This window comes from Curtobacterium sp. 9128, assembly GCF_007673775.1.
In the GTDB taxonomy this organism is placed as follows: Bacteria; Actinomycetota; Actinomycetes; order Actinomycetales; family Microbacteriaceae; genus Curtobacterium.
The window spans coordinates 381,426-400,401 of sequence record NZ_VEAF01000003.1 but is presented as its reverse complement, the minus strand read 5'-3'; the positions used below and the strand labels follow the sequence as shown (position 1 = coordinate 400,401).

General features: G+C 71.9%; 18 protein-coding genes and 1 pseudogene. 12 read left to right on the top strand and 7 right to left on the bottom strand.

What is annotated here, in order from left to right:
• Positions 1-240: 240 nt before the first annotated feature.
• The 7 genes from FS641_RS08115 (at position 241) to FS641_RS08085 (ending at position 8,342) form a co-directional block, all read left to right on the top strand.
• Positions 241-1,113 carry a glycosyltransferase family 2 protein gene (locus FS641_RS08115; RefSeq protein WP_260855737.1) on the top strand — a complete coding sequence of 291 codons (873 nt, stop codon included), beginning with the start codon at positions 241-243 and terminating at the stop codon, positions 1,111-1,113.
• The gene (locus FS641_RS08110; protein WP_222122064.1) at positions 1,110-1,763 is read left to right on the top strand and encodes a DUF2064 domain-containing protein; all 654 of its coding nucleotides are present in this window, start codon (positions 1,110-1,112) and stop codon (positions 1,761-1,763) included. The genes FS641_RS08115 and FS641_RS08110 overlap by 4 nt, the downstream gene beginning before the upstream one ends.
• Entirely contained in the window at positions 1,760-2,428 is a 669-nt protein-coding gene (locus FS641_RS08105) for a bifunctional 2-polyprenyl-6-hydroxyphenol methylase/3-demethylubiquinol 3-O-methyltransferase UbiG (protein WP_144762533.1), read from the top strand. Before FS641_RS08110 ends, FS641_RS08105 begins: the two co-directional genes overlap by 4 nt.
• Positions 2,429-2,558: 130 nt before the next feature.
• Entirely contained in the window at positions 2,559-2,810 is a 252-nt protein-coding gene (locus FS641_RS08100; RefSeq protein ID WP_144762531.1) for a hypothetical protein, read from the top strand.
• A 191-nt stretch (positions 2,811-3,001) separates the two neighbouring features.
• Positions 3,002-4,621, top strand: a complete 1,620-nt coding sequence (pgm, locus tag FS641_RS08095) for a phosphoglucomutase (alpha-D-glucose-1,6-bisphosphate-dependent) (RefSeq protein ID WP_144762529.1) — start codon at positions 3,002-3,004, stop codon at positions 4,619-4,621.
• A gap of 3 nt (positions 4,622-4,624) precedes the next feature.
• On the top strand, positions 4,625-5,518 hold the full coding sequence (locus FS641_RS08090) for a hypothetical protein (RefSeq protein ID WP_144762527.1): 894 nt from the start codon (positions 4,625-4,627) through the stop codon (positions 5,516-5,518).
• Positions 5,519-5,756: 238 nt separating this feature from the next.
• Positions 5,757-8,342: an MDR family MFS transporter gene (locus FS641_RS08085; protein WP_144762525.1), complete on the top strand. Its 2,586-nt coding sequence runs from the start codon at positions 5,757-5,759 to the stop codon at positions 8,340-8,342.
• Positions 8,343-8,591: 249 nt separating this feature from the next.
• On the opposite strand, the gene FS641_RS08080 is transcribed toward FS641_RS08085, so the two are convergent.
• The 3 genes from FS641_RS08080 to FS641_RS08070 form a co-directional block, all read right to left on the bottom strand.
• Positions 8,592-9,491 carry a site-specific DNA-methyltransferase gene (locus tag FS641_RS08080; protein ID WP_144762523.1) on the bottom strand — a complete coding sequence of 300 codons (900 nt, stop codon included), beginning with the start codon at positions 9,489-9,491 and terminating at the stop codon, positions 8,592-8,594.
• A 26-nt stretch (positions 9,492-9,517) separates the two neighbouring features.
• On the bottom strand, positions 9,518-10,744 hold the full coding sequence (locus FS641_RS08075; RefSeq protein WP_144762521.1) for a hypothetical protein: 1,227 nt from the start codon (positions 10,742-10,744) through the stop codon (positions 9,518-9,520).
• A 79-nt stretch (positions 10,745-10,823) separates the two neighbouring features.
• Positions 10,824-12,104 (bottom strand): hypothetical protein, encoded by a 1,281-nt coding sequence (locus tag FS641_RS08070; RefSeq protein ID WP_144762519.1) that lies wholly within the window; start codon positions 12,102-12,104, stop codon positions 10,824-10,826.
• 151 nt (positions 12,105-12,255) lie between these two features.
• On the opposite strand from FS641_RS08070, the gene FS641_RS08065 reads away from it, so the two are divergent.
• A complete protein-coding gene (locus FS641_RS08065; RefSeq protein ID WP_144762517.1) occupies positions 12,256-12,540 on the top strand; it encodes a GNAT family N-acetyltransferase in 285 nt (94 codons plus the stop codon).
• A gap of 41 nt (positions 12,541-12,581) precedes the next feature.
• On the opposite strand, the gene FS641_RS08060 is transcribed toward FS641_RS08065, so the two are convergent.
• The 3 genes from FS641_RS08060 to FS641_RS08050 all read right to left on the bottom strand — a co-directional run bounded on the left by FS641_RS08060 (position 12,582) and on the right by FS641_RS08050 (position 15,157).
• Positions 12,582-12,917 carry a hypothetical protein gene (locus FS641_RS08060; protein WP_144762515.1) on the bottom strand — a complete coding sequence of 112 codons (336 nt, stop codon included), beginning with the start codon at positions 12,915-12,917 and terminating at the stop codon, positions 12,582-12,584.
• 308 nt (positions 12,918-13,225) lie between these two features.
• Complete coding sequence (locus tag FS641_RS08055) at positions 13,226-14,275, bottom strand: biotin/lipoate A/B protein ligase family protein (protein ID WP_144762513.1); 1,050 nt, start codon at positions 14,273-14,275, stop codon at positions 13,226-13,228.
• A gap of 9 nt (positions 14,276-14,284) precedes the next feature.
• A complete protein-coding gene (locus FS641_RS08050) occupies positions 14,285-15,157 on the bottom strand; it encodes an alpha/beta fold hydrolase (protein WP_144762511.1) in 873 nt (290 codons plus the stop codon).
• Positions 15,158-15,236: 79 nt separating this feature from the next.
• On the opposite strand from FS641_RS08050, the gene FS641_RS08045 reads away from it, so the two are divergent.
• From FS641_RS08045 to FS641_RS08035, 3 genes are read left to right on the top strand one after another with little or no spacing between them, the layout of a single operon-like run.
• Positions 15,237-16,382, top strand: coding sequence for an inorganic phosphate transporter (locus FS641_RS08045; protein WP_144762509.1), 1,146 nt, complete (start codon positions 15,237-15,239; stop codon positions 16,380-16,382).
• A gap of 12 nt (positions 16,383-16,394) precedes the next feature.
• Complete coding sequence (locus FS641_RS08040) at positions 16,395-16,664, top strand: hypothetical protein (protein ID WP_144762507.1); 270 nt, start codon at positions 16,395-16,397, stop codon at positions 16,662-16,664.
• 29 nt (positions 16,665-16,693) lie between these two features.
• A complete protein-coding gene (locus FS641_RS08035; protein WP_144762505.1) occupies positions 16,694-17,623 on the top strand; it encodes an acetamidase/formamidase family protein in 930 nt (309 codons plus the stop codon).
• A gap of 91 nt (positions 17,624-17,714) precedes the next feature.
• On the opposite strand, the gene FS641_RS08030 is transcribed toward FS641_RS08035, so the two are convergent.
• A complete protein-coding gene (locus FS641_RS08030; RefSeq protein WP_144762503.1) occupies positions 17,715-18,467 on the bottom strand; it encodes an SDR family NAD(P)-dependent oxidoreductase in 753 nt (250 codons plus the stop codon).
• Positions 18,468-18,732: 265 nt separating this feature from the next.
• Between FS641_RS08030 and FS641_RS18570 the strand changes: the two are divergent.
• Positions 18,733-18,924: pseudogene (locus FS641_RS18570) on the top strand (MarR family winged helix-turn-helix transcriptional regulator); the annotation flags it as partial.
• Positions 18,925-18,976 lie beyond the last annotated feature (52 nt).

The window sequence follows — 18,976 nt, the reverse complement described above, 5'->3', positions numbered from 1 at the left end:
GCGACCACTCGGCAGCGCCACACGTGACCACTCGGCAGACCTGAGCAGGGAGTCGCGACCACTCGGGCCCCGCCGCGAGCAGCCGACACACGGACACGACCCCGGCGCACCCCCACCAGCCGATTCGCGCGCACCCCCTCGCGCGGTGCACCCAGTTCGAGGGGCAACCTGTGGACCTGACGGGGTACGCCGGTCACCGAGCCTGAACACTCTCAGGAATCCGTCGGTTGGCTGGTGCGCATGGCAACGTCCACCAGTCGCAACGGCCGTCCGCACCGAATGGACGGCATGAAGGTCGACGTCATCCTCCCCTGCCTCGACGAGGCCGAGGCCCTCCCGACGGTCATCGGCCGCCTCCCCGAGGGCTACCGCGCGATCGTCGTCGACAACGGCTCGACGGACGGCTCCGCCGACGTCGCCCGCGCACACGGCGCCCTCGTGGTGACCGAACCGCGCCGTGGTTTCGGCAGCGCCTGCGCCGCCGGCGTCGCCGCCGCCACCGCCGAGTACGTCGCGTTCTGCGACGCCGACGCGTCGATGGACCCCGCCGAGCTGCCGGCGCTGGTGCGCCGCGTCGAGCAGGGCACCGTCGACCTCGCGCTCGGCCGCCGCGTCCCCACGACACGGGGCGCGTGGGCCCCGCACGCCCGCTTCGCGAACAGCGTCCTCGCCGTGCTCATGCACCGTGCGACCGGCTACCGCCTCCGTGACCTCGGCCCGATGCGCGTGATGCGTCGCGCGGACCTCGTCGCCCTGGACCTGCAGGACCGCAGGAGCGGCTACCCGCTCGAGATGGTCCTCGCAGCGCACGCCGCCGGATGGCGCGTCGACGAGTCCGACATCGGCTACGCGCAGCGGGTCGGCGACAGCAAGGTCACCGGCACGCTCCGCGGCACCGTCAACGCGATCCGGGACATGTCGCGCCTGCTCCGCGCGTACCGCCGGGAGGCTCCCACCCGCGCCGTCGCGCCCGCCGCGGTCCGGCCCACGGCCGGCCCCACCGCCCCACCCGCCACCGCAGCGAACGTTGCGGCGGCGACCACGGCCTCCAGTCCGGCCACGACCGCGACGACGACCGCCGCTCCGGCGACCACCGAGGAGGTGCACTCGTGACCACCACCGAGACGGCCCCGATCACCGTCGTGGTGATCGCGAAGGAGTGCCTGCCAGGCCGGGTGAAGACCCGACTGGCACCGGCACTCACCGCCGAGGGTGCCGCCCGTGTCGCGAGCGCCAGCCTCGACGACACCCTGCGTACCGTCGCAGCGCTCCCCGTCGAGCGCCGCGTGCTCTTCTTCGACGGCACCGTGACCCCGGCCGCAGCCGAGGGCTTCACCGTGCTCCACCAGCCCGGTGGCGGCCTCGACGAGCGCCTCGGGTTCCTGTTCGACACGATGTCCGGACCGACGCTGCTCGTCGGCATGGACACCCCGCAGGTGTCGTCGTCCGACCTCGCGCCGGTCCTCGCCGAGCCCGAGCGGGACGCGTGGTTCGGGCCAGCGGAGGACGGCGGCTTCTGGTCCCTGTACCTCCGCGACCCCGACGGCGACCTGCTGCGCGGCGTCCCCATGTCGCAGGACGACACCGGGGCGGTGCAGCTGGAACGGCTGCGGACCGCCGGACTCGACGTGGGCATGCTCGCGGAGCTGCTCGACGTCGACGAGATCGACGACGCGCTCCGTGTCGCGACCACAGCACCTGACTCCGCGTTCGCCGCGGCCCTGCACGCGGAGGACGCCCTGACCGCCGGAGGCACCCGATGACCGACGTCACCCAGACCCCCGTCACGTTCGGCACCGGCGGTGACGAGCCGTACGCCCGCGCGCTCCGCACCGACGGTCGCCTGCGGCTGACGGACCCCGCTCGCCCCGACGTCGTCGTGACGATGGACGTCGGCCGGTGGAGTGCCGCCGCCGACCGTGTCGACCGTTCCCTGCTCGACGACGTCGACGGCCCCGTGATCGACATCGGCTGCGGCCCCGGGCGCATGCTCGTCGCCGCACGCACGCTCGGCATCCCGGCCCTCGGGGTCGACGTCTCCGCCGAGGCGGTCGCCATCGCGCAGCGCTCCGGCGGACGGGCGATCCAGGGATCCGTGTTCGAGGCGGTTCCCGACGAAGGCCGCTGGGACACCGCACTCGTGCTCGACGGCAACATCGGCATCGGTGGCGACCCGGCGGCACTGCTCGCACGGTGCCGCGACATCGTCAGGGCCGGTGGCCGCGTCGTCGTCGAGACCCACGCGGACGCGACCGCCGACCGGACCTACCGCGCCCGCGTGATGGACGCCGACGGGCACGAGAGCGCCGAGTTCCCGTGGGCCGAGGTCGGCCTCGACGCGCTGCACGGGCACGCCGCCGCGGCGGGGCTCGTCGCCCGCCAGAGCTGGACGGCCGAGGGCCGCAACTTCTGCGAGCTCATCGCCTGAGCGGTGCCCTCGCGCCCTTCTTTTGCATTGTGCAAGACAAGGGCGTACAGTGGACCGTGCAAGCCGACGGCGTCAGGGCCGTCGACCAGGCGGTTCTCGATGCTGCGGACCACACATCGAGGAGACCACCATGACGAACAGCACCTCCCCGTTCGGCGGCAGCTTCGTGTCCGGGCTCGGCGAGCGCGACGAGCTCGGCACCTACACGGGCACCACCGCACGCACCGCCCACACGATCGGCACCTACACCGGCGTGCCGACGGGCAGCCGACTCGGCCGGTTCGTGGACACGCAGTCCGCACGCCCCGGCACGTCGACGGCGTCCAACCGGACCGTCACCGGTTCGTTCCGGACCGCGACCGGGTCGTTCCGCACGGCGTGACGCGGTGCTCGGGCACGCCGAGCACCCCCAGACCGCGAGCGGCCGCTCGTCCCGGGTTCCCCCCTTCCACCCGGGCCAGGTGGCCGCTCGCTCGTGTCCGGGCGCCTCCAGCTGAGCGCCACGGACGCGCTCGCTCCTGTCCGGGCGGCCCCAGCTGAGCGCCACGGACCGGGCGATGCCAGGATGGGTACATGAACGACCGCGCCGGCACCCCAGCGACCGCAGACGACCTCGTCGACCTCGACGCACTGATCGCCGCCTACTACGACCGGGTCCCGGACGTCTCGATCCCCGAGCAGAAGGTGGTGTTCGGCACCTCCGGGCACCGCGGGTCCTCGCTCGACACCGCGTTCAACGACACACACATCGCCGCCATCACGCAGGCGATCGTCGAGTACCGCACGGAGCAGGGCACCGACGGCCCGCTCTTCATCGGTCGCGACACCCACGCACTCTCCGGCCCCGCCGAGCGCACCGCGCTCGAGGTCCTCGCCGCGAACGGGGTGCACGTCCTCGCGGACAGCGACAACGGCTACGTCCCCACCCCGGCGCTCAGCCACGCGATCATCCGCTACAACCGTGCCGGCAACCCGGACACCGCCGACGGCATCGTCATCACGCCGAGCCACAACCCGCCCCGCGACGGCGGGTTCAAGTACAACCCCCCGCACGGCGGCCCCGCGGACAGCGACGCGACGTCGTGGATCGCGAACCGCGCGAACGCGATCATCGAGGGCGGCAACGCCGAGGTCCAGCGCACCGAGCACGCCACCCCGGACCGCTACGACTTCCTGCACACCTACGTCGCGGACCTCGAGAACATCATCGACATCGACGCGATCAAGCGCGCCGGCGTGAAGATCGGCGCCGACCCGCTCGGCGGCGCGTCCCTGCCGTACTGGAACCTCATCCGTGACCACTACGGTCTCGACCTGACCGTCGTGAACCCCGACGTCGACCCGACCTGGTCGTTCATGACGCTCGACTGGGACGGCAAGATCCGGATGGACCCGTCGAGCCCGTCCGCGATGGCCTCGGTGCTCGCCCACAAGGACGAGTTCGACGTCCTGACCGGCAACGACGCGGACTCCGACCGGCACGGCATCGTGACGCCGGACGGCGGCCTGATGAACCCGAACCACTACCTCGCCGTCGCGATCGAGTACCTCTACGCGCACCGACCGGCGTGGCGCGAGGACGCCGCGATCGGCAAGACCCTGGTGTCGTCGAGCATCATCGACCGCGTCGCGAAGTCGCTCGGCCGCCGCCTGTGGGAGGTCCCGGTCGGCTTCAAGTGGTTCGTCCCCGGACTGATCGACGGCTCGGTCGCGTTCGGCGGCGAGGAGTCGGCCGGTGCGTCGTTCCTCCGCACGGACGGCACGGCGTGGACGACCGACAAGGACGGCATCATCCTCGCGCTCCTGGCCTCGGAGATCGTCGCCGTCACCGGCAAGACCCCGTCGCAGCTGTACGCCGAGCTGACCGAGCGCTTCGGCGCCCCCGTCTACCAGCGCGTCGACGCGGCGGCGAGCAAGGAGCAGAAGGCCCGCCTGTCGAAGCTCGACGGCGACGCCATCACCGCCGACACGCTCGCCGGTGACCCGATCACGGCGAAGCTGTCGAAGGCCCCCGGCAACGACGCGGCCGTCGGCGGCGTCAAGGTCGTCACCGACCGGGCGTGGTTCGCCGCCCGCCCCTCCGGCACCGAGGACGTCTACAAGATCTACGCCGAGAGCTTCGTCTCGCAGGAGCACCTGGAGCAGGTGCAGCGCGAGGCGAAGGAGATCGTCGACGCCGCACTGGGCGCCTGACGGTTGGGGTGGTTCGGCCGGGGGAAGGGCGACGGCAATGCGCCGTCGCTCGTCGAACTCGCCCACCGCACCCTCGCCGAGCTCGGCGTCGAGACCCGGATCGACGGGGACGCCGACGACCTGGGGAGCGTCCGCCTCGTCGCAGCGAGCGGCCAGGTGTACCTGCTCGGCAACCTCGCCGAGCAGGTCCGCGACGAGCGTCCCCGGCGTCGGGACGCGATCGTGGCCGCGCACTTCGACCGGATGCTCCGAGCGGAGCGCGAGCCCGATGCCGAGGACCTCAGTGCCGATGCACTGCGCGACCGGATCCGTCTGCGCCTCATGGTCGAGTCGGTGGCGGGCGAGATGCCCGACCTGTCCTACGCGCGCCCGTTCGCACCGGGGCTCGTCCTCGGTCTCTGCGTGGACAACCCGACCACCGTGGTGACGCTGTCGGCCTCGACGATCCCGAAGCTGGCACTCGGCGTCGACGAGCTCTTCGCGATCGGGCAGCTCCGCACGGACGACGAACCGATCGACGCCCACACCGAGATGGCACCGGGGATGCACGTCGTCGAGGGAGACTCCCTCTTCACCGCGTCGAAGGCGGCCAACATGCCGGCCCTCTTCGGGCCCGTGCCCCACGGGATCGTGTTCGCGGTCCCGAACCGACACCTGCTGCTGGCCGTGCCGATCGTCGGCCCCGAGAGCATCGCCGCCATCCGGACGATGGCAGGTGCCTTCGTCCACATGCTGGAACACGCGACGCACCCCGGTGGTGTGCTGTCGCCGCACCTGCTCTTCTGGCGCAGTGGCGAGGTGAGCGTCGTCTCCGACTTCGACGGCGACGGCGGGGCGCTGCGGCTCCTGATGGACGAACGGCTCCGAGCTGCCCTCGAGGAGGCGGGAGCCGTCTGAGGTTCGGCGCTGTGCCGCTGCACCGTGCGCTCCGTCAGCTGCGGACCGGTGACGGGGGTCCGGCGTACCGTGATGCCGTCGAGCGCACCTCGGTGCGACCTCCACGTTCGTCCCGCGCATTGCTGCTGATCCACACAGGAAGCGGCCCTGGCGTGACGACACACCTTGCGGCAGATGTAACTTTGCAGACAGCGCAAAATTCTGATCGACAGCGCATCGGTACCGGGAGACCCTGCACATGACCCAGACGGCGACCGCACCCGCGGGACCCACCACGACCTCGAACGTCGTGATGAACCACCGGCAGATCCTGCTGGTGATCTACGGCCTGATGGCCGGTATGTTCCTCGGCGCCCTCGACCAGACGATCGTCGGCACCGCGATCCGCACCATCGGCGACGACCTGCACGGCCTCGACCAGCAGGCGTGGGTGACGACGGGCTACCTGATCGCCTCGACGATCACCACCCCGATCTACGGCAAGCTCTCCGACATCTTCGGACGCCGGCCGCTGTTCCTCACCGCGATCGGCATCTTCATCGTCGGGTCGTTCGCCGCGTCGTTCTCGACCTCGATGCTCATGCTCGCCGGGTTCCGTGCCCTGCAGGGCCTCGGCGCCGGTGGTCTGATGTCGCTGCCGCTGGCCATCATGGGCGACATGCTCGCCCCGCGTGAGCGCGCCAAGTACCAGGGCTACTTCCTCGCCGTCTTCGGCATCTCCAGCGTCATCGGCCCGCTCGTGGGCGGCGTCTTCGCCGGTGCGAACGAGATCGTGTTCATCGCCGGCTGGCGCTGGGTGTTCCTGATCAACGTCCCGATCGGCATCATCGCGCTGATCATGGTGCTGACGTTCCTGCACCTGCCGAAGGTCGGCGAGCGCAAGTCGAAGCCCCGCATCGACTGGTGGGGCGCCGCGCTCGTCATCGTCACGCTCGTCCCGCTGCTCCTCGTCGCCGAGCAGGGCCGCACCTGGGGTTGGGACTCCCCGCGGTCGATCGCCTGCTACGTCACCGGCGCGGTCGGACTCGTCGCGTTCATCATCGTCGAGCGCGCCATGAAGGACGACGCGATCCTGCCGCTGAAGCTCTTCGGCTCGCGCGTCTTCTCCATGGCGGCCGTGCTCTCCGTGCTCGTCGGCTTCGGCATGTTCGGCGCGATGCTGACCATCCCGCTGTACCTGCAGATCGTGAAGGGCGTCACGCCGACCGAGTCCGGCTTCGCGATGCTGCCGATGGTGCTCGGCCTGATGATCGCCTCGATCGCCTCGGGTCAGATCATCTCCCGCACCGGCAACTACCAGGTCTTCCCGGTCACCGGAACGGCGTTCACGGCGCTCGGGTTCACCGTCCTGACGTTCCTCACGGCGGACAGCCCGCTCTGGTTCCTCATGCTCGGCATGTTCGGCATCGGGCTCGGTCTGGGTCAGCTCATGCAGACCCTCACCCTCGCGGCCCAGAACTCGGTGAGCCCGCGGGACATCGGTGTCGCGACCAGCGCAGCGACGTTCTTCCGCCAGATCGGCGGCACCATGGGCACCGCGGTGCTGCTGTCGGTGCTCTTCACGCTGATGCCGACGAACATCACGACGGCGATGCAGAACAAGTCGGACCTGACGAGCGCGCTGAACGCCGCACTGACGCCGTCCGTGGCGAACGCCAAGGACAACAAGGGCGTCATGGACCAGATCTGGTCGCCCATCGTCGGCCCGGTGAAGCAGAAGGTGCAGGACGGCCTGAACCAGGGCGCCGTGCAGGCGAAGGAGGCGGCCGACTCCGCCGTCACCCAGCAGGTCACGGCAGCCGTGCAGCAGCAGGTCGCCGCCGGCCAGGTGCCCTCGGCCCAGGCGCAGTCGGTCATCGATGCGCAGGTCGCCGCCGCGAAGCCGAACGCCGAGCAGCAGGCACTCGAGACCGCCGCGTCGAAAGCGAAGGCCGACGTTGTGGACGGCACGCTCCAGGTCGACTACTCCAACGCCTCCCAGCGGAAGAACGTCGTGGACTCGGTCGCTCCGACGCTGATCAAGCAGCTGAAGAAGGGCGACTCGAAGGCGGACTCGTCCTCGGCGTCCGCGACGAGTGACACCTCGTTCCTCAACGGCGCCGACAAGCGCCTCACCCGGCCGTTCCTCGTCGGGTTCAGCGGCTCGGCCGTGACCGTGTACTACGTCGGGCTCGGCGTGATCCTCATCGCGTTCGTCCTGACCTGGTTCTTCCGGGTGCCGCCGCTCCGCAAGACGTCGGCGCTCCAGGAGCAGGCCGACACGGCCCGTGCCGCCGCGGCCGGCAAGGGCGACGGCGACCACGACCGCCTGACCGTCGACGCGCAGGGCGCGGCCGCGAACACCGGCTCGCTCGTCTCGCCCGACACCGGCTCGATGAACGTCGTGCCGACCTCGCCCGACGTCGCCGCGCAGCCCCGCTCAGTGACGGTGCCGGAGTCGCCGGACGTGCCTGCGCAGCCGCGCTCCGCCCGGAGCGGAGGCTCGTCGGACTTCCCGGCACAGCCCCGCTCCGCACGCGGGGTCGGCTCCCCCGACGTCTCGGTCCTGCCGGAGGACGTGTCGTCCGCCGACACCCGTGCGCCGCTCCCGGACGCGCCGACGCACGGTGCGCACTCGGCCGCGGCCCCGGTGGACGAGCCGCCGACCACCACGGGAGCACTCCGGACCCGGCACGCGGCCCACGCCGCCCCGGTCGAGCCCCGGGCCGATGCAGGACAGGCGGACGCGGGCAAGTCCGAGGCAGGTCAGGCGGACGCTGCGCAGGGCAACCCGGGCCAGGCCCAGTCCGCGCCGCACCCGCACGGGCGGCACTCCGCGGAGTAGGAGCCCCGGTCGCCCGTTCCCCGATCCTCGAAGCCCCGGGACCGGTCGACGCAGAACGACGAAGTCGCTGTCGCACGACAGCGACTTCGTCGTTTCCGAGGCCATCGACCAGTTGCACGCGCAACAGACGACACCGTCGACGTCGTACGACATCAACGGTGTCGCTGCGGCCGAGCCGAACCGCGCTCGGCAGGCGTCCCCGACCGGCCCCGAACCGCGCTCGGCCGGCACCCCGACCGAGCCCTCGCGTCAGGCCGACGCGCCCCCGGCGACCTCGAACGCCGCACCGGGCAGTCGCTTCCGCATCACCTCGACCGCCGTCGGGCTGTCGTCCACGAGCACGAAGCGCCGTCCGAGGGCAGCAGCAACCGCCCCCGTCGTCCCGCTGCCGGCGAAGCAGTCGAGGACCCAGTCCCCCTCGCGGGACGACGCCTGCACCATCCGCCGCACCACGCCCTCGGGCTTCTGCGTCGGGTAGCCGGTCTTCTCCCGGCCGGTCGGCGACACGATCGTGTGCCACCAGACGTCGGTGGGCAGCTTCCCACGCTCCCGCTTCTCCGGCGTGACGAGCCCCGGCGCCATGTAGGGCTCCCGATCGACCGCCGACGAGTCGAAGTGGTACCGGTCGGGGTCCTTCACGTAGACGAGGATCGTGTCGTGCTTCGTGGGCCACCGGGAGCGGGACTTCGCACCGTAGTCGTACGCCCAGATGATCTCGTTGAGGAAGCAGTCCCGCCCGAACACGGCGTCGAGCAGGACCTTCGCGTAGTGCGCCTCGCGGTAGTCCAGGTGCAGGTACAGCGTGCCGTCCTGCGCGAGGACCCGCCACGCCTCGAGCAGCCGGGGCTCGAGGAAGGTCCAGTAGTCCTCGAACCGGTCGTCGAAGCGCATGAGGTCACCACGCACGCGCTCGTAGGTGCGACCGCGGAACCCGGTCACCGGTCCGCCGACACTCGGCACCGCCGAGGAGGCGTGCCGCCGCTGGTACCGCCCGGTGTTGAACGGCGGGTCGAGGTACACGACCGTGAACGAGCCGTCCGCCAGGGTGGCGAGCACGTCGAGGTTGTCCCCGAGGACGACCCGGTCGGGGCCCCGACCGACGTCGCGTGCACCCCGGTCGGGTCGCTGGCCGTCATCGTCCCTGCTCACCCACTCATCCTCGCGTACCGGTGCGCTCAGTCCTCGCAGGTCACCGAGGCCACGGACACGTCCGCCGGCTCCCGACCGTCCACCGCGGGCACGAACACCTCGTTGTGGGACGTGCTCGAGCTGGACACCACGGCCTGGACCACGGCGTAGTCCCGCGAGAGCCGGTCCGCGGCGGCGTCGTCCACGTGCACCTCGATCGTGGCCGCCGGGCACGACGACAGGGCGTCGAAGACCAGCCCCTCGCAGCCCCAGTCGTCGCAGCCCTTCGGGAAGTCCGCGTCGGGCAGCTCGGCGCCGGAGTCGCCGGTCCAGATCGGGTACGGAGCCGCTCCGGCCGCCACGCACGCGGGGTGGTCGATCGTGGCGGTCGCCTCGGCGCCCCGGAGCACCAGGGACAGCGGCACACCCGGCGAGAGCGACACGAAGCGACGCATGGTCCGGGTCGCGGGCGACGCCTGGTCGGGACCGAAGTGCACCGTGATCGCGGCCTCACACGCGGCCGGCGCGGTGATCGTCCACGCCCAACACCGCGGAGCGCCGTCGCGACCGGCCGCGACCGCGCAGTCGGCCTCGAGCGCCGTCCCCTGCTCCGGCGTACCGGCCACCGGGATGCTCGACGGTGCCGGTCGTGCGGTGGGGGCCGGCGCCGGTGTGCTGGGGACCGTGGGCGCTGGCGGAGGAGCGTCGGCCCGGGGACGACCGGCAACGATGCTGCCGGTCCCGCCGCTGACCGCCTGGACGAGCGGCACCACGGCGAACGACGCACCGACGACCGTGGCGAGCACTGCGACCGAGGCCGTGGCGGCGACCACGGCGCGATCGCGACGACGTCCCGGCGACGTCGGCCGGGCGCCGTCGGCAGCGACGAACGGCCGCGCGTCCGGAACGCCCCAGGCCTCCGCCGGCTCCACGGCTCGCGACGACTGCGCGAGGTCGGCGATCCGCCGCACCACGGCCTCCCGGTCGGCGGCTCGACGGACGCTGCTCGTCACCGCGAGCGCAGCCCCACCAACGACCGGTACCAGCCCGAACGCGGCGAGGCCGCCGAGCCGCGAGCTCAGCACGCTGAGGACGACCGCAGCGAGCCCGACGGCCACGAGCACCAGCCCGGACCAGAGGAGGACGCGACTGCGCGGGTCTCCCGTGAGCGCACGTCGGTCCACGTCCCAGAAGCGCCAGCCCGAGGGTGCGGACGGGAGGCCCGGGGCCGGTACCCAGCCCACCGCCGGCTCGAGCAGGTGGTGGCGTTCCACCCACGCCGGTGACGGCGTCGGCCATCCGGGAGGCGGACGGAACCGCACGGGTCGAGCGGGGTGTCGGTCGCGCATGGCCTCAGGAGTCCTGCGCGTCGCCGTTGCCGTCGGACGACGCCCGGCAGGTGACCTGCCCCGGCAGCACGTCGGACGCTCGGTCGGTGCCGCCGACGAACACGTCGGTCGCCTTCCCCGCGTCGAGCGGGGTCACCACGGCGAGGTCGTGCGGCGCCGTCACCGAGCCGATCGCGGCGTCGACCTCGAACTGGACGGTCGCCGCGTCGCAGTCCGCGCTCGGCGTGACGGCGAACGCGACGCAGTCCTCCTCGTCGCAGCCGGCCGGGGTGTCGGCGTCGGCGACGTGGTCGTCGGCTTCCTGGGTCGCGGTCACGCGGTCCCCGCTCGCGTCGCTCCCGGTCGCACACGAGACGTCACCGATCCCGGAGATCTCCTCGTCGTAGTTCTCGACCAGGACGAGCGGGATGCCCTCGGTGAGCGACACCGCCCGCTCCTCCACGCGACTCGGCTGGTCGTCGTCCGCCGAGGCGAAGAACCCGACCGTGACGATCGCCGTGCAGCTCGTGTCGCTGTCGATCTCGTACGCGTCGCAGTTCGAGTCGCCCGGCGTCATGTCGCACGTCGCCTCCCACTCGTCGTCGGCCGCGAGCCAGTACGTCTGGATGCTGCCGTCGTCCGAGGACCACTCGGGCTGCGGGCTGTCGTCGGCCAGGGCGGACCCGTCGCCGACGGCCTGCGCGACGACGTCGACGGCCGGCTGCGCGGCGATGGTGGCTCCGGCGACGAGCACCAGCGTCGCGACCACGGCGGTGGACACGACGAGGGCGTGGTTGACGACTGCGACGATCCGCGACGGCGGGCCCTCCTCGAAGGGACGAGCGTCCGGCACCGACCACGCGGCGGCGTCCCACGCGGCGGGGTCCTCCGGACGCTGCTCGGCGCGACGTGCTGCGGACCACGACCGGACGTCGTCCCACGCGGCGACGATCCCGTCCCGGTACCGGTTCGCGCCGACGATCCAGAGCGCGATGCCGGCGACCATCGGGGCCAGTGCGAGCGCCGCCGGGCCGTCGACCGTCCAGAGCACGGCGACGCCGGCGAAGGAGACGATCGCGAGGGCAGCTCCGACGACGAGCAGGACCAGAGAGGACCGCGGCACACGACGCCGCAGGGCGCGGGTCGGGCGCCAGAACGGCCAGCCCGAGGGCGCCGGCGGGACGTCGGCAGCCGGGCTCCAGCCGGGAGCGGGCTCGGCACCCTGGAACAGTTCCGTCCACTCCGGTGACGGGGTGGGCCAGCCTGGCGGGGTCCGGAAGCGCAGGGGCGGGGTCTGGTCGTGCACGGAGTGACAGTAGTGCGATCCGGCCTCACCTGGTGTCCCCCGTTCGGGCGTTCGGCGCGCCGCAGGCCTCCGGGACGGAACGATCGCCGACGGCACCAGCGGCATCGGCCGCTCCAGCCCGTGTCCGGCGGCGGGGCGTAGGGTCGCCGCCATGGCACTGGAAGTCCGCAACGACACCGATCAGCAGCAGTACTCCCTCGTCGAGGACGGCGACGTGATCGGGTTCGCCGCCTACGAGACCGACGACGACGAGATCCGCTTCGTGCACACCGAGGTCGACCCGGCGCACCGCGGCGGCGGTCACGCCTCGGTCCTCGTTCAGCACGCCCTCGACGACGTCCGCTCGGAGTCGTCCCGCCGCGTCGTGCCGCAGTGCAGCTACGTCGCCGCGTGGATCGAACGGCACCCGGACTACCAGGAGCTCACGACGCGCTGAGCCCGACCCCCGTGCTGGCCCCCTGTGCGGCCGACGACGGCTCAGTACGAGCGGTCGTGCGTCCCCGGACGCGCCTCGTGGCGCCCGGCTGAGGAGGACCGGACGGTCGGCACCTTGATGAGGACCGTCCCGCTCAGCAGGTCGTGGTCGTCGTCGGCGGGTGTCGGCGCCTCGCGCGGCAGCCGGGCCTGTCGCTCGTACTCGGCCTGGGTCTCGTGGCGCGTCGGCGCGAACACCTCGTCCATCATCGAGACGACGCCACCGGATCCCCCGCTGCTGGTCGACTTGTTCGACAGGTCGATCCACCCCAGGCGATCGGCGATCCACGTCACGACGACCGCAGCGGCCACCGCCCCCAGCAGGATCAACCAGTTCACGCAAGCGAGGCTACGTGGCGGTCCGAGGCGCCGGATCAGCCGCGCGGAGGATTCTCATGATCCACACGCCTCGTTCTTGGGGATGACGTCCACACTCGAGGAGCGGCGGCCGGGATCCCCCCTCTCCCGGCCGCCGACCACGCACGCTGGGATCCCCGCGGCGCCCTCAATGGCCCGGCCGCCGACCACGCACGCCGGGATCCCCGCGGCGCCCTCAATGGCCCGGACGCCGACCACGCACGCCGGGATCCCCACAGCCCCCACCACGGCCCGGCCGCCGACCACGCAGCCGGCGAGCGAGCAGCCCGTCAGGGCACCCGCTCGAGCCACTCCTTCGTCGCGAACTTCGACGCGACGAGCTCCTGCGCCCGCTGCCGTTCGGCGTCCGTGATCGTCCCGGGGGTCGCCCCGTACAGCTTCGTGAACGTCCCGATCAGCGACTCGATGATCGCCGCCCGCGAGAGCCCGGTCTGCGACCGCAGCGGGTCGACCCGCTTGGCGGCCGACGTCGTCCCCTTGTCGCTCATCTTCTCGCGCCCGATGCGCAGGACCTCGACCATCTTCTCGCCGTCCATGTCGTAGCTCATGGTGGCGTGGTGGAGCAGCGCACCGGTACCGAGGCGCTTCTGCGCGGCCCCGCCGATCTTGCCCTTCGTCGAGGTGATGTCGTTGAGCGGCTGGTAGTACGCGTCGATCCCGAGGGACTTCAGCGCCTCGATCACCCACTCGTCGAGGTACGCGTAGGAGTCCGCGAACGTCATCCCCTGCACGAGGTCGGTCGGGACGTAGAGCGAGTACGAGATGATCGCGCCGGCGTCCATGAACATCGCACCGCCGCCGGAGATGCGCCGCACCACCTGCACGCCGTACTTCGCGGCACCGTCCGGGTCGACCTCGTTCTTCAACGACTGGAACGACCCGATGACGACCGCGGGCTGGTCCCACTCCCAGATGCGGAGCGTCGGCCCACGGCGACCGGCACCGACCTCCTCGGTGAGGACCTGGTCGAGCGCGAGGTGCTCGTTCGGGCTGATCGGCCCCTCGTGCACGATCTGCCAGTCGTACTCCTGCCACGTCGACGCCCGTGAGAGCGCCCGGCGGACGGCGACGCCGACGGACTCCGGCGTGAAGCCGAGCAGCACGGCGTCCTCGGGGAGCGCGGCACGCACGGCGGCGGCGATGCCGGCCGCGTCCGTGGTCGCGGGCAGCCCGGTCACCGCCTGGTCGATCAGCGGGAGGGCGTCGTCCGGTTCGAGGAAGAAGTCGCCGGCGAGCCGGAACTCCTGGATGGTGTCGTCGACCACCTCGAGGTCGACGACGACGAGCTTGCCACCTGGGACCTTGTACTCACCGTGCACGCCGCGAGCCTACGCGCGGGAGCCGACGTGCTCCAGCCACGCCACCAGGTCCGCCACCACCTCGTCGCGGTTCGTCTCGTTGTAGATCTCGTGCCGCGCCCCCTCGTAGACCTGGACGGTCACGTCCGTCAGGCCGCCGCGTCGGCGGTACGCACGCGCGAGCCGCTCGACGGACCGTGGCCCACCGAGGCTGTCGTCCGACCCGACCTGCAGCAGCACGGGCAGGTCGTGCGGGATCTGCCGACGCGGGACGCCGAGCAGCCGCAGCGTGTCCGGGATGCCGAACAGCGCCATCACGGCGGCGTCGACCGTGAGCGGGTCGGCGTCGAACGCGGCGACCACCGCCGGGTCGCGGCTGAGCCACTCGAACCGGGTCGTCCCGAGCGCGGCGTGCCGTTTGTTGAGGTCGCCGCCGTTCATCAGCCCCGGCAGGCGGTAGGCGGTGGCGGAGAGCACGACACCGTCGTAGGCCTCGCTCGAGGTGTTCACGATGTGCTGCGCCATGAGCGACCCCCACGAGTGTCCGAGGAGCACGAGCGGGACGCCTGGGGTCTCCCGGCGGGCCACGGCGGTCATCTGCTCGACGGCGGCGATCGCTGCCCGGAGCCCGCCGACGCCGAGCCGGCCGAGCTTCGCGTGGTCGCCGCCCCACTGTCCGAGGCCGGTCCGTCCGTGCCCGCGGTGGTCGTTCGCGACGACGGTCCACCCAGCGCGGACGAGGTCCTGCGCGAGGCGGTCGTAGCGCAGCGCGTGCTCGCCGACGCCGTGGGCGAGCTGGACGACCCCCTTCGGCCGGCCGGCACGCCAGGTCGAGTAGACGATCTCCACCCCGTGCGCGTCGACGAACGAGGAGTCACCGCGGGCAGCTGAGAACGTGGGCACGGGTCGATCCTCGCAGACCGGCGTACCTGTTCACCCGCCGTTCACGCGGCCGGTCGCGCTCCGGCCTAGCGTCGCGGCCATGGACGTCCTCGTCATCGTCGTGCTCGTGATCGTGGTGGCCCTCGTGTTCGACTTCACGAACGGGTTCCACGACACCGCCAACGCCATGGCCACGTCGGTCGCCACGGGGGCACTCAAGCCCCGGACCGCCGTGCTCATCTCCGCCGTGCTCAACATCGTCGGCGCGTTCCTGTCCACCGAGGTCGCCAAGACCGTCTCGCAGGGCATCATCCGCGAGGGGCAGGACGGCATCCACATCTCGCCGACGATGATCTTCGCGGGGCTCGTCGGGGCCGTGCTCTGGAACCTCGCCACCTGGTACTTCGGGCTGCCGTCGTCCTCCACGCACGCGCTGTTCGGCGGCCTCATCGGCGCCTCCATCATCGGCGCGGGGCTGAACTCGGTCGACTGGGGCACCGTCGTGTCGAAGGTCGTGCTGCCGGCGCTGCTCTCCCCCGTCATCGCCGGGGTCATCGCCCTGGTCGCGACGTACCTGGCGTACACGATCACGAAGAACGCCACGACGCACGGTGCGGCGACGGGCTTCCGACACGGTCAGACCATCTCGGCCTCGCTGGTGTCCCTCGCGCACGGCACGAACGACGCGCAGAAGACGATGGGCGTCATCACGCTGACCCTGATCGCCGCGAACTACCAGGACGCCGGCACCGGCCCCGAGCTCTGGGTGATCCTGGCGTGCGGGCTGGCGATCGGTCTCGGGACCTACGTGGGTGGCTGGCGCATCATGCAGACCGTCGGCAAGAAGATCTCCGACGTGCAGTCCCCCCAGGGGTTCGCGGCGGAGACCAGTTCGGCCGCGACGATCCTGGTGTCCTCCCACCTCGGCTTCGCGCTCTCGACCACCCACGTCACGAGCGGCTCGGTCGTCGGCTCCGGCCTCGGCAAGAAGCTCGCGGACGTGCACTGGGGCGTCGTCGGTCGGATCGTCATCGCCTGGGTGATCACGCTCCCCGCCGCCGCGCTCGTCGGCGGGCTGGCCACCTGGCTCGCCTCGACCTCGGTGATCGGGCTCGTCCTCGTCGCGGTCATGGCCCTCGCCGCCGGGCTCACCTTCTACGCCCTCGCCAAGCGCAAGCCGGTCTCGGCAGCGGACATCCACGACGCCGACACGGAGCGCGAGCCCGTGGCGGCCGCGAAGAACTGAACGGGGACGACGATGGACATCGACTTCGGCGCGATCGCCACGGTCGCCGGCGTGGGCTTCGTGTCCGCGGTGGGCGTGGTGCTGCTCTACACGATCGGTCTGCGCCTGCTCGGCACCGGGCAGCCGGTGGACGCCGCCGGCGAGCGCACCGAGTACGCGGAGGAGACGCCCCGCTCCGGCCGCACCCCCGCCGGGGCGACGGCGGGCGCGGTGCTCTGCTTCGCCCTCTGCGCCGCCGCGGTGCTGTACGGGATCTGGCTGACCATCCCCCAGTTCCACTGAACCGGGCGTCCGGCTGCGAGGATCGGACGATGACCGCACACCGCATCGACGCCTCGCTCGCCACCGCCGCCGACGTGTTCGACGCGGAGCGCACGCCCGTGCTCCGCGTGGACCCCGGCGACACCGTGACGGTGCACTCCCTGAACGCCGCCGGCTACACCGAACGGCTCGCCGAACCGGGCGCAGAGGCCCCGACCCTCATCGCGTCCCGTCGCGGCCACTGCCTGGTCGGTCCGATCGCGGTGACGGGAGCCCGTCCCGGACAGGTGCTCGCGGTCCGCTTCGACGACCTGGTGCCGGACGACTGGGGGTACACGGGCTCCGGCGGCGTCGACTCCCCGGTCACCCGGGCGCTCGACCTCGTCGACCCGGCGTCGCGCGGGCCGCTCCTGTGGGACATCGACGCGACCGCCGGCACGGCCAGGAACCAGCTGGGGCTCGGCGTCCGCACGGCGCCGTTCCTCGGTGTGGTCGGGCTGCCCCCGGAGACGACGGGCGAGCACTCGACGATCCCGCCGCGTCCGGTGGGCGGCGGCAACGTCGACTGCCGCGAGCTCGTCGCCGGAGCGACGCTGTACCTCCCGGTGACCGTTCCGGACGCGCTGCTGTCGGTCGGCGACGGCCACGCTGCGCAGGGCGACGGCGAGGTGTCCGGCACCGCGGTCGAGTGCGGCATGACGACCACGATGACGCTGACGCTCCTCGACACCGCGCCGGTGGCGGGGATCCACGCCGACACCCCGGCCGGACGCATCACGTTCGGGTTCGACGCCGACCTCAACGCCGCGACCATGACGGCCCTCGACCGGATGGTCGACTGGATCGCCGGCCTGCACGACGTCACCCGCGCCCAGGCGCTCGCCATGGCGAGCGTCGCGGTCAGCATGCGGGTCACACAGGTCGCGAACCGCACCTGGGGCGTCCACGCCCTGCTCCCCCACGACGCGATCGTGCGCTGACCGGACCACGTCACCACCGGATCGCACTGGAGGCCCTGCTCGCTTCCGCGACGTCGCCGACGTGAGCAGGGCCTCCAGTCCGATCCCCGGATCAGTGGGCGGAGTAGCCGCCGTCCACCAGGTGGTAGCTGCCGGAGATGAACGACGCCTTCTCGCTCAGCAGGAACAGCACGAGCGCCGCGACCTCGGCGTCGGTGCCGAGTCGACCGCTGGCGTGCTGGGACTCGAGGGCCGAGAGCTCCTCGGCGGACAGGGACGACCGGACCAGCGGCGTGTCGATGAAGCCGGGGCCGACGGCGTTCGTGCGGACGCCCTGCGCGGTGTACTCGAGCGCGGCGACCTTCGTCAGGCCGACGAGGGCGTGCTTCGACGCCACGTACGCCGCGTTCTGGGCGATGCCGACCGAGCCGAGCACCGACGACATGTTGACGATCGCGCCGCCGCCGGCGGCGAGGATCGCGGGGATCTCGTAGCGGAGCCCGTAGAAGACGCCGTCGAGGTCCACCGCACGGACGCGGTCCCACGCGCTCACGTCGTAGTCGCCGATCCGCTGCGGGGCGGCGCCGATGCCGGCGTTGTTCACGGCGAGGTGCAGCGCACCGTACGTGTCGACCGCGAACTGCACGGCCTTCTCGTTGTCCGCGGCCACCGCGGAGTTCGCGTCGATCGCGGCCGCGGTACCGCCGGCCTGCGCGATCTCGTCGACGACGCGCTGTGCGGCGTCGAGCTTCACGTCGGTGACCACCACCGATGCGCCCGCCGCGGCGAGCTCCTTCGCGATGGACTCGCCGATCCCGCTGCCACCACCGGTGACGATGGCGACCTTGCCCTCGAACTCGGACATGTCTGTGCTTCTTCCTACTCGACTCGTCGGCAACACCTGTTGTCTACAGTCCAGAACCATACACCTGCATGCTTCCGGCCCGCTCGAACCAGTTCGTTCGCTGAACTAATTTGCTAGGCTAACGATCGTGTCCGTGATCGAACCCCTCGCTGAACGCCCCCGCGCGGCGCCCCACGCCCTCCTCAGCTCCGACTTCCGCGTCGCGGTGAACCGACTGTCCCGGACGCTCCGCGCGCAGAAGGCGGACACGAGCGTCAGCGACGCGATGTTCTCCGCGCTCGCCCGACTCCACCGCGACGGCCCGATGACGCTCGCCGAGCTGAGCCGGAACGAGGGCGTGACGCCGCCGTCGATGACGAAGACCGTCGCCGCGCTCGTCGACCGCGGTCTGCTGTCGAAGGGCGGCCACGGCGACGACCGCCGCAAGGTGCTCATCGGCGCGACGGCGGCCGGAGCGGACTTCGTCGTCGAGACCCGTCGTCGTCGTGACGACTGGCTCACCCCGCGGC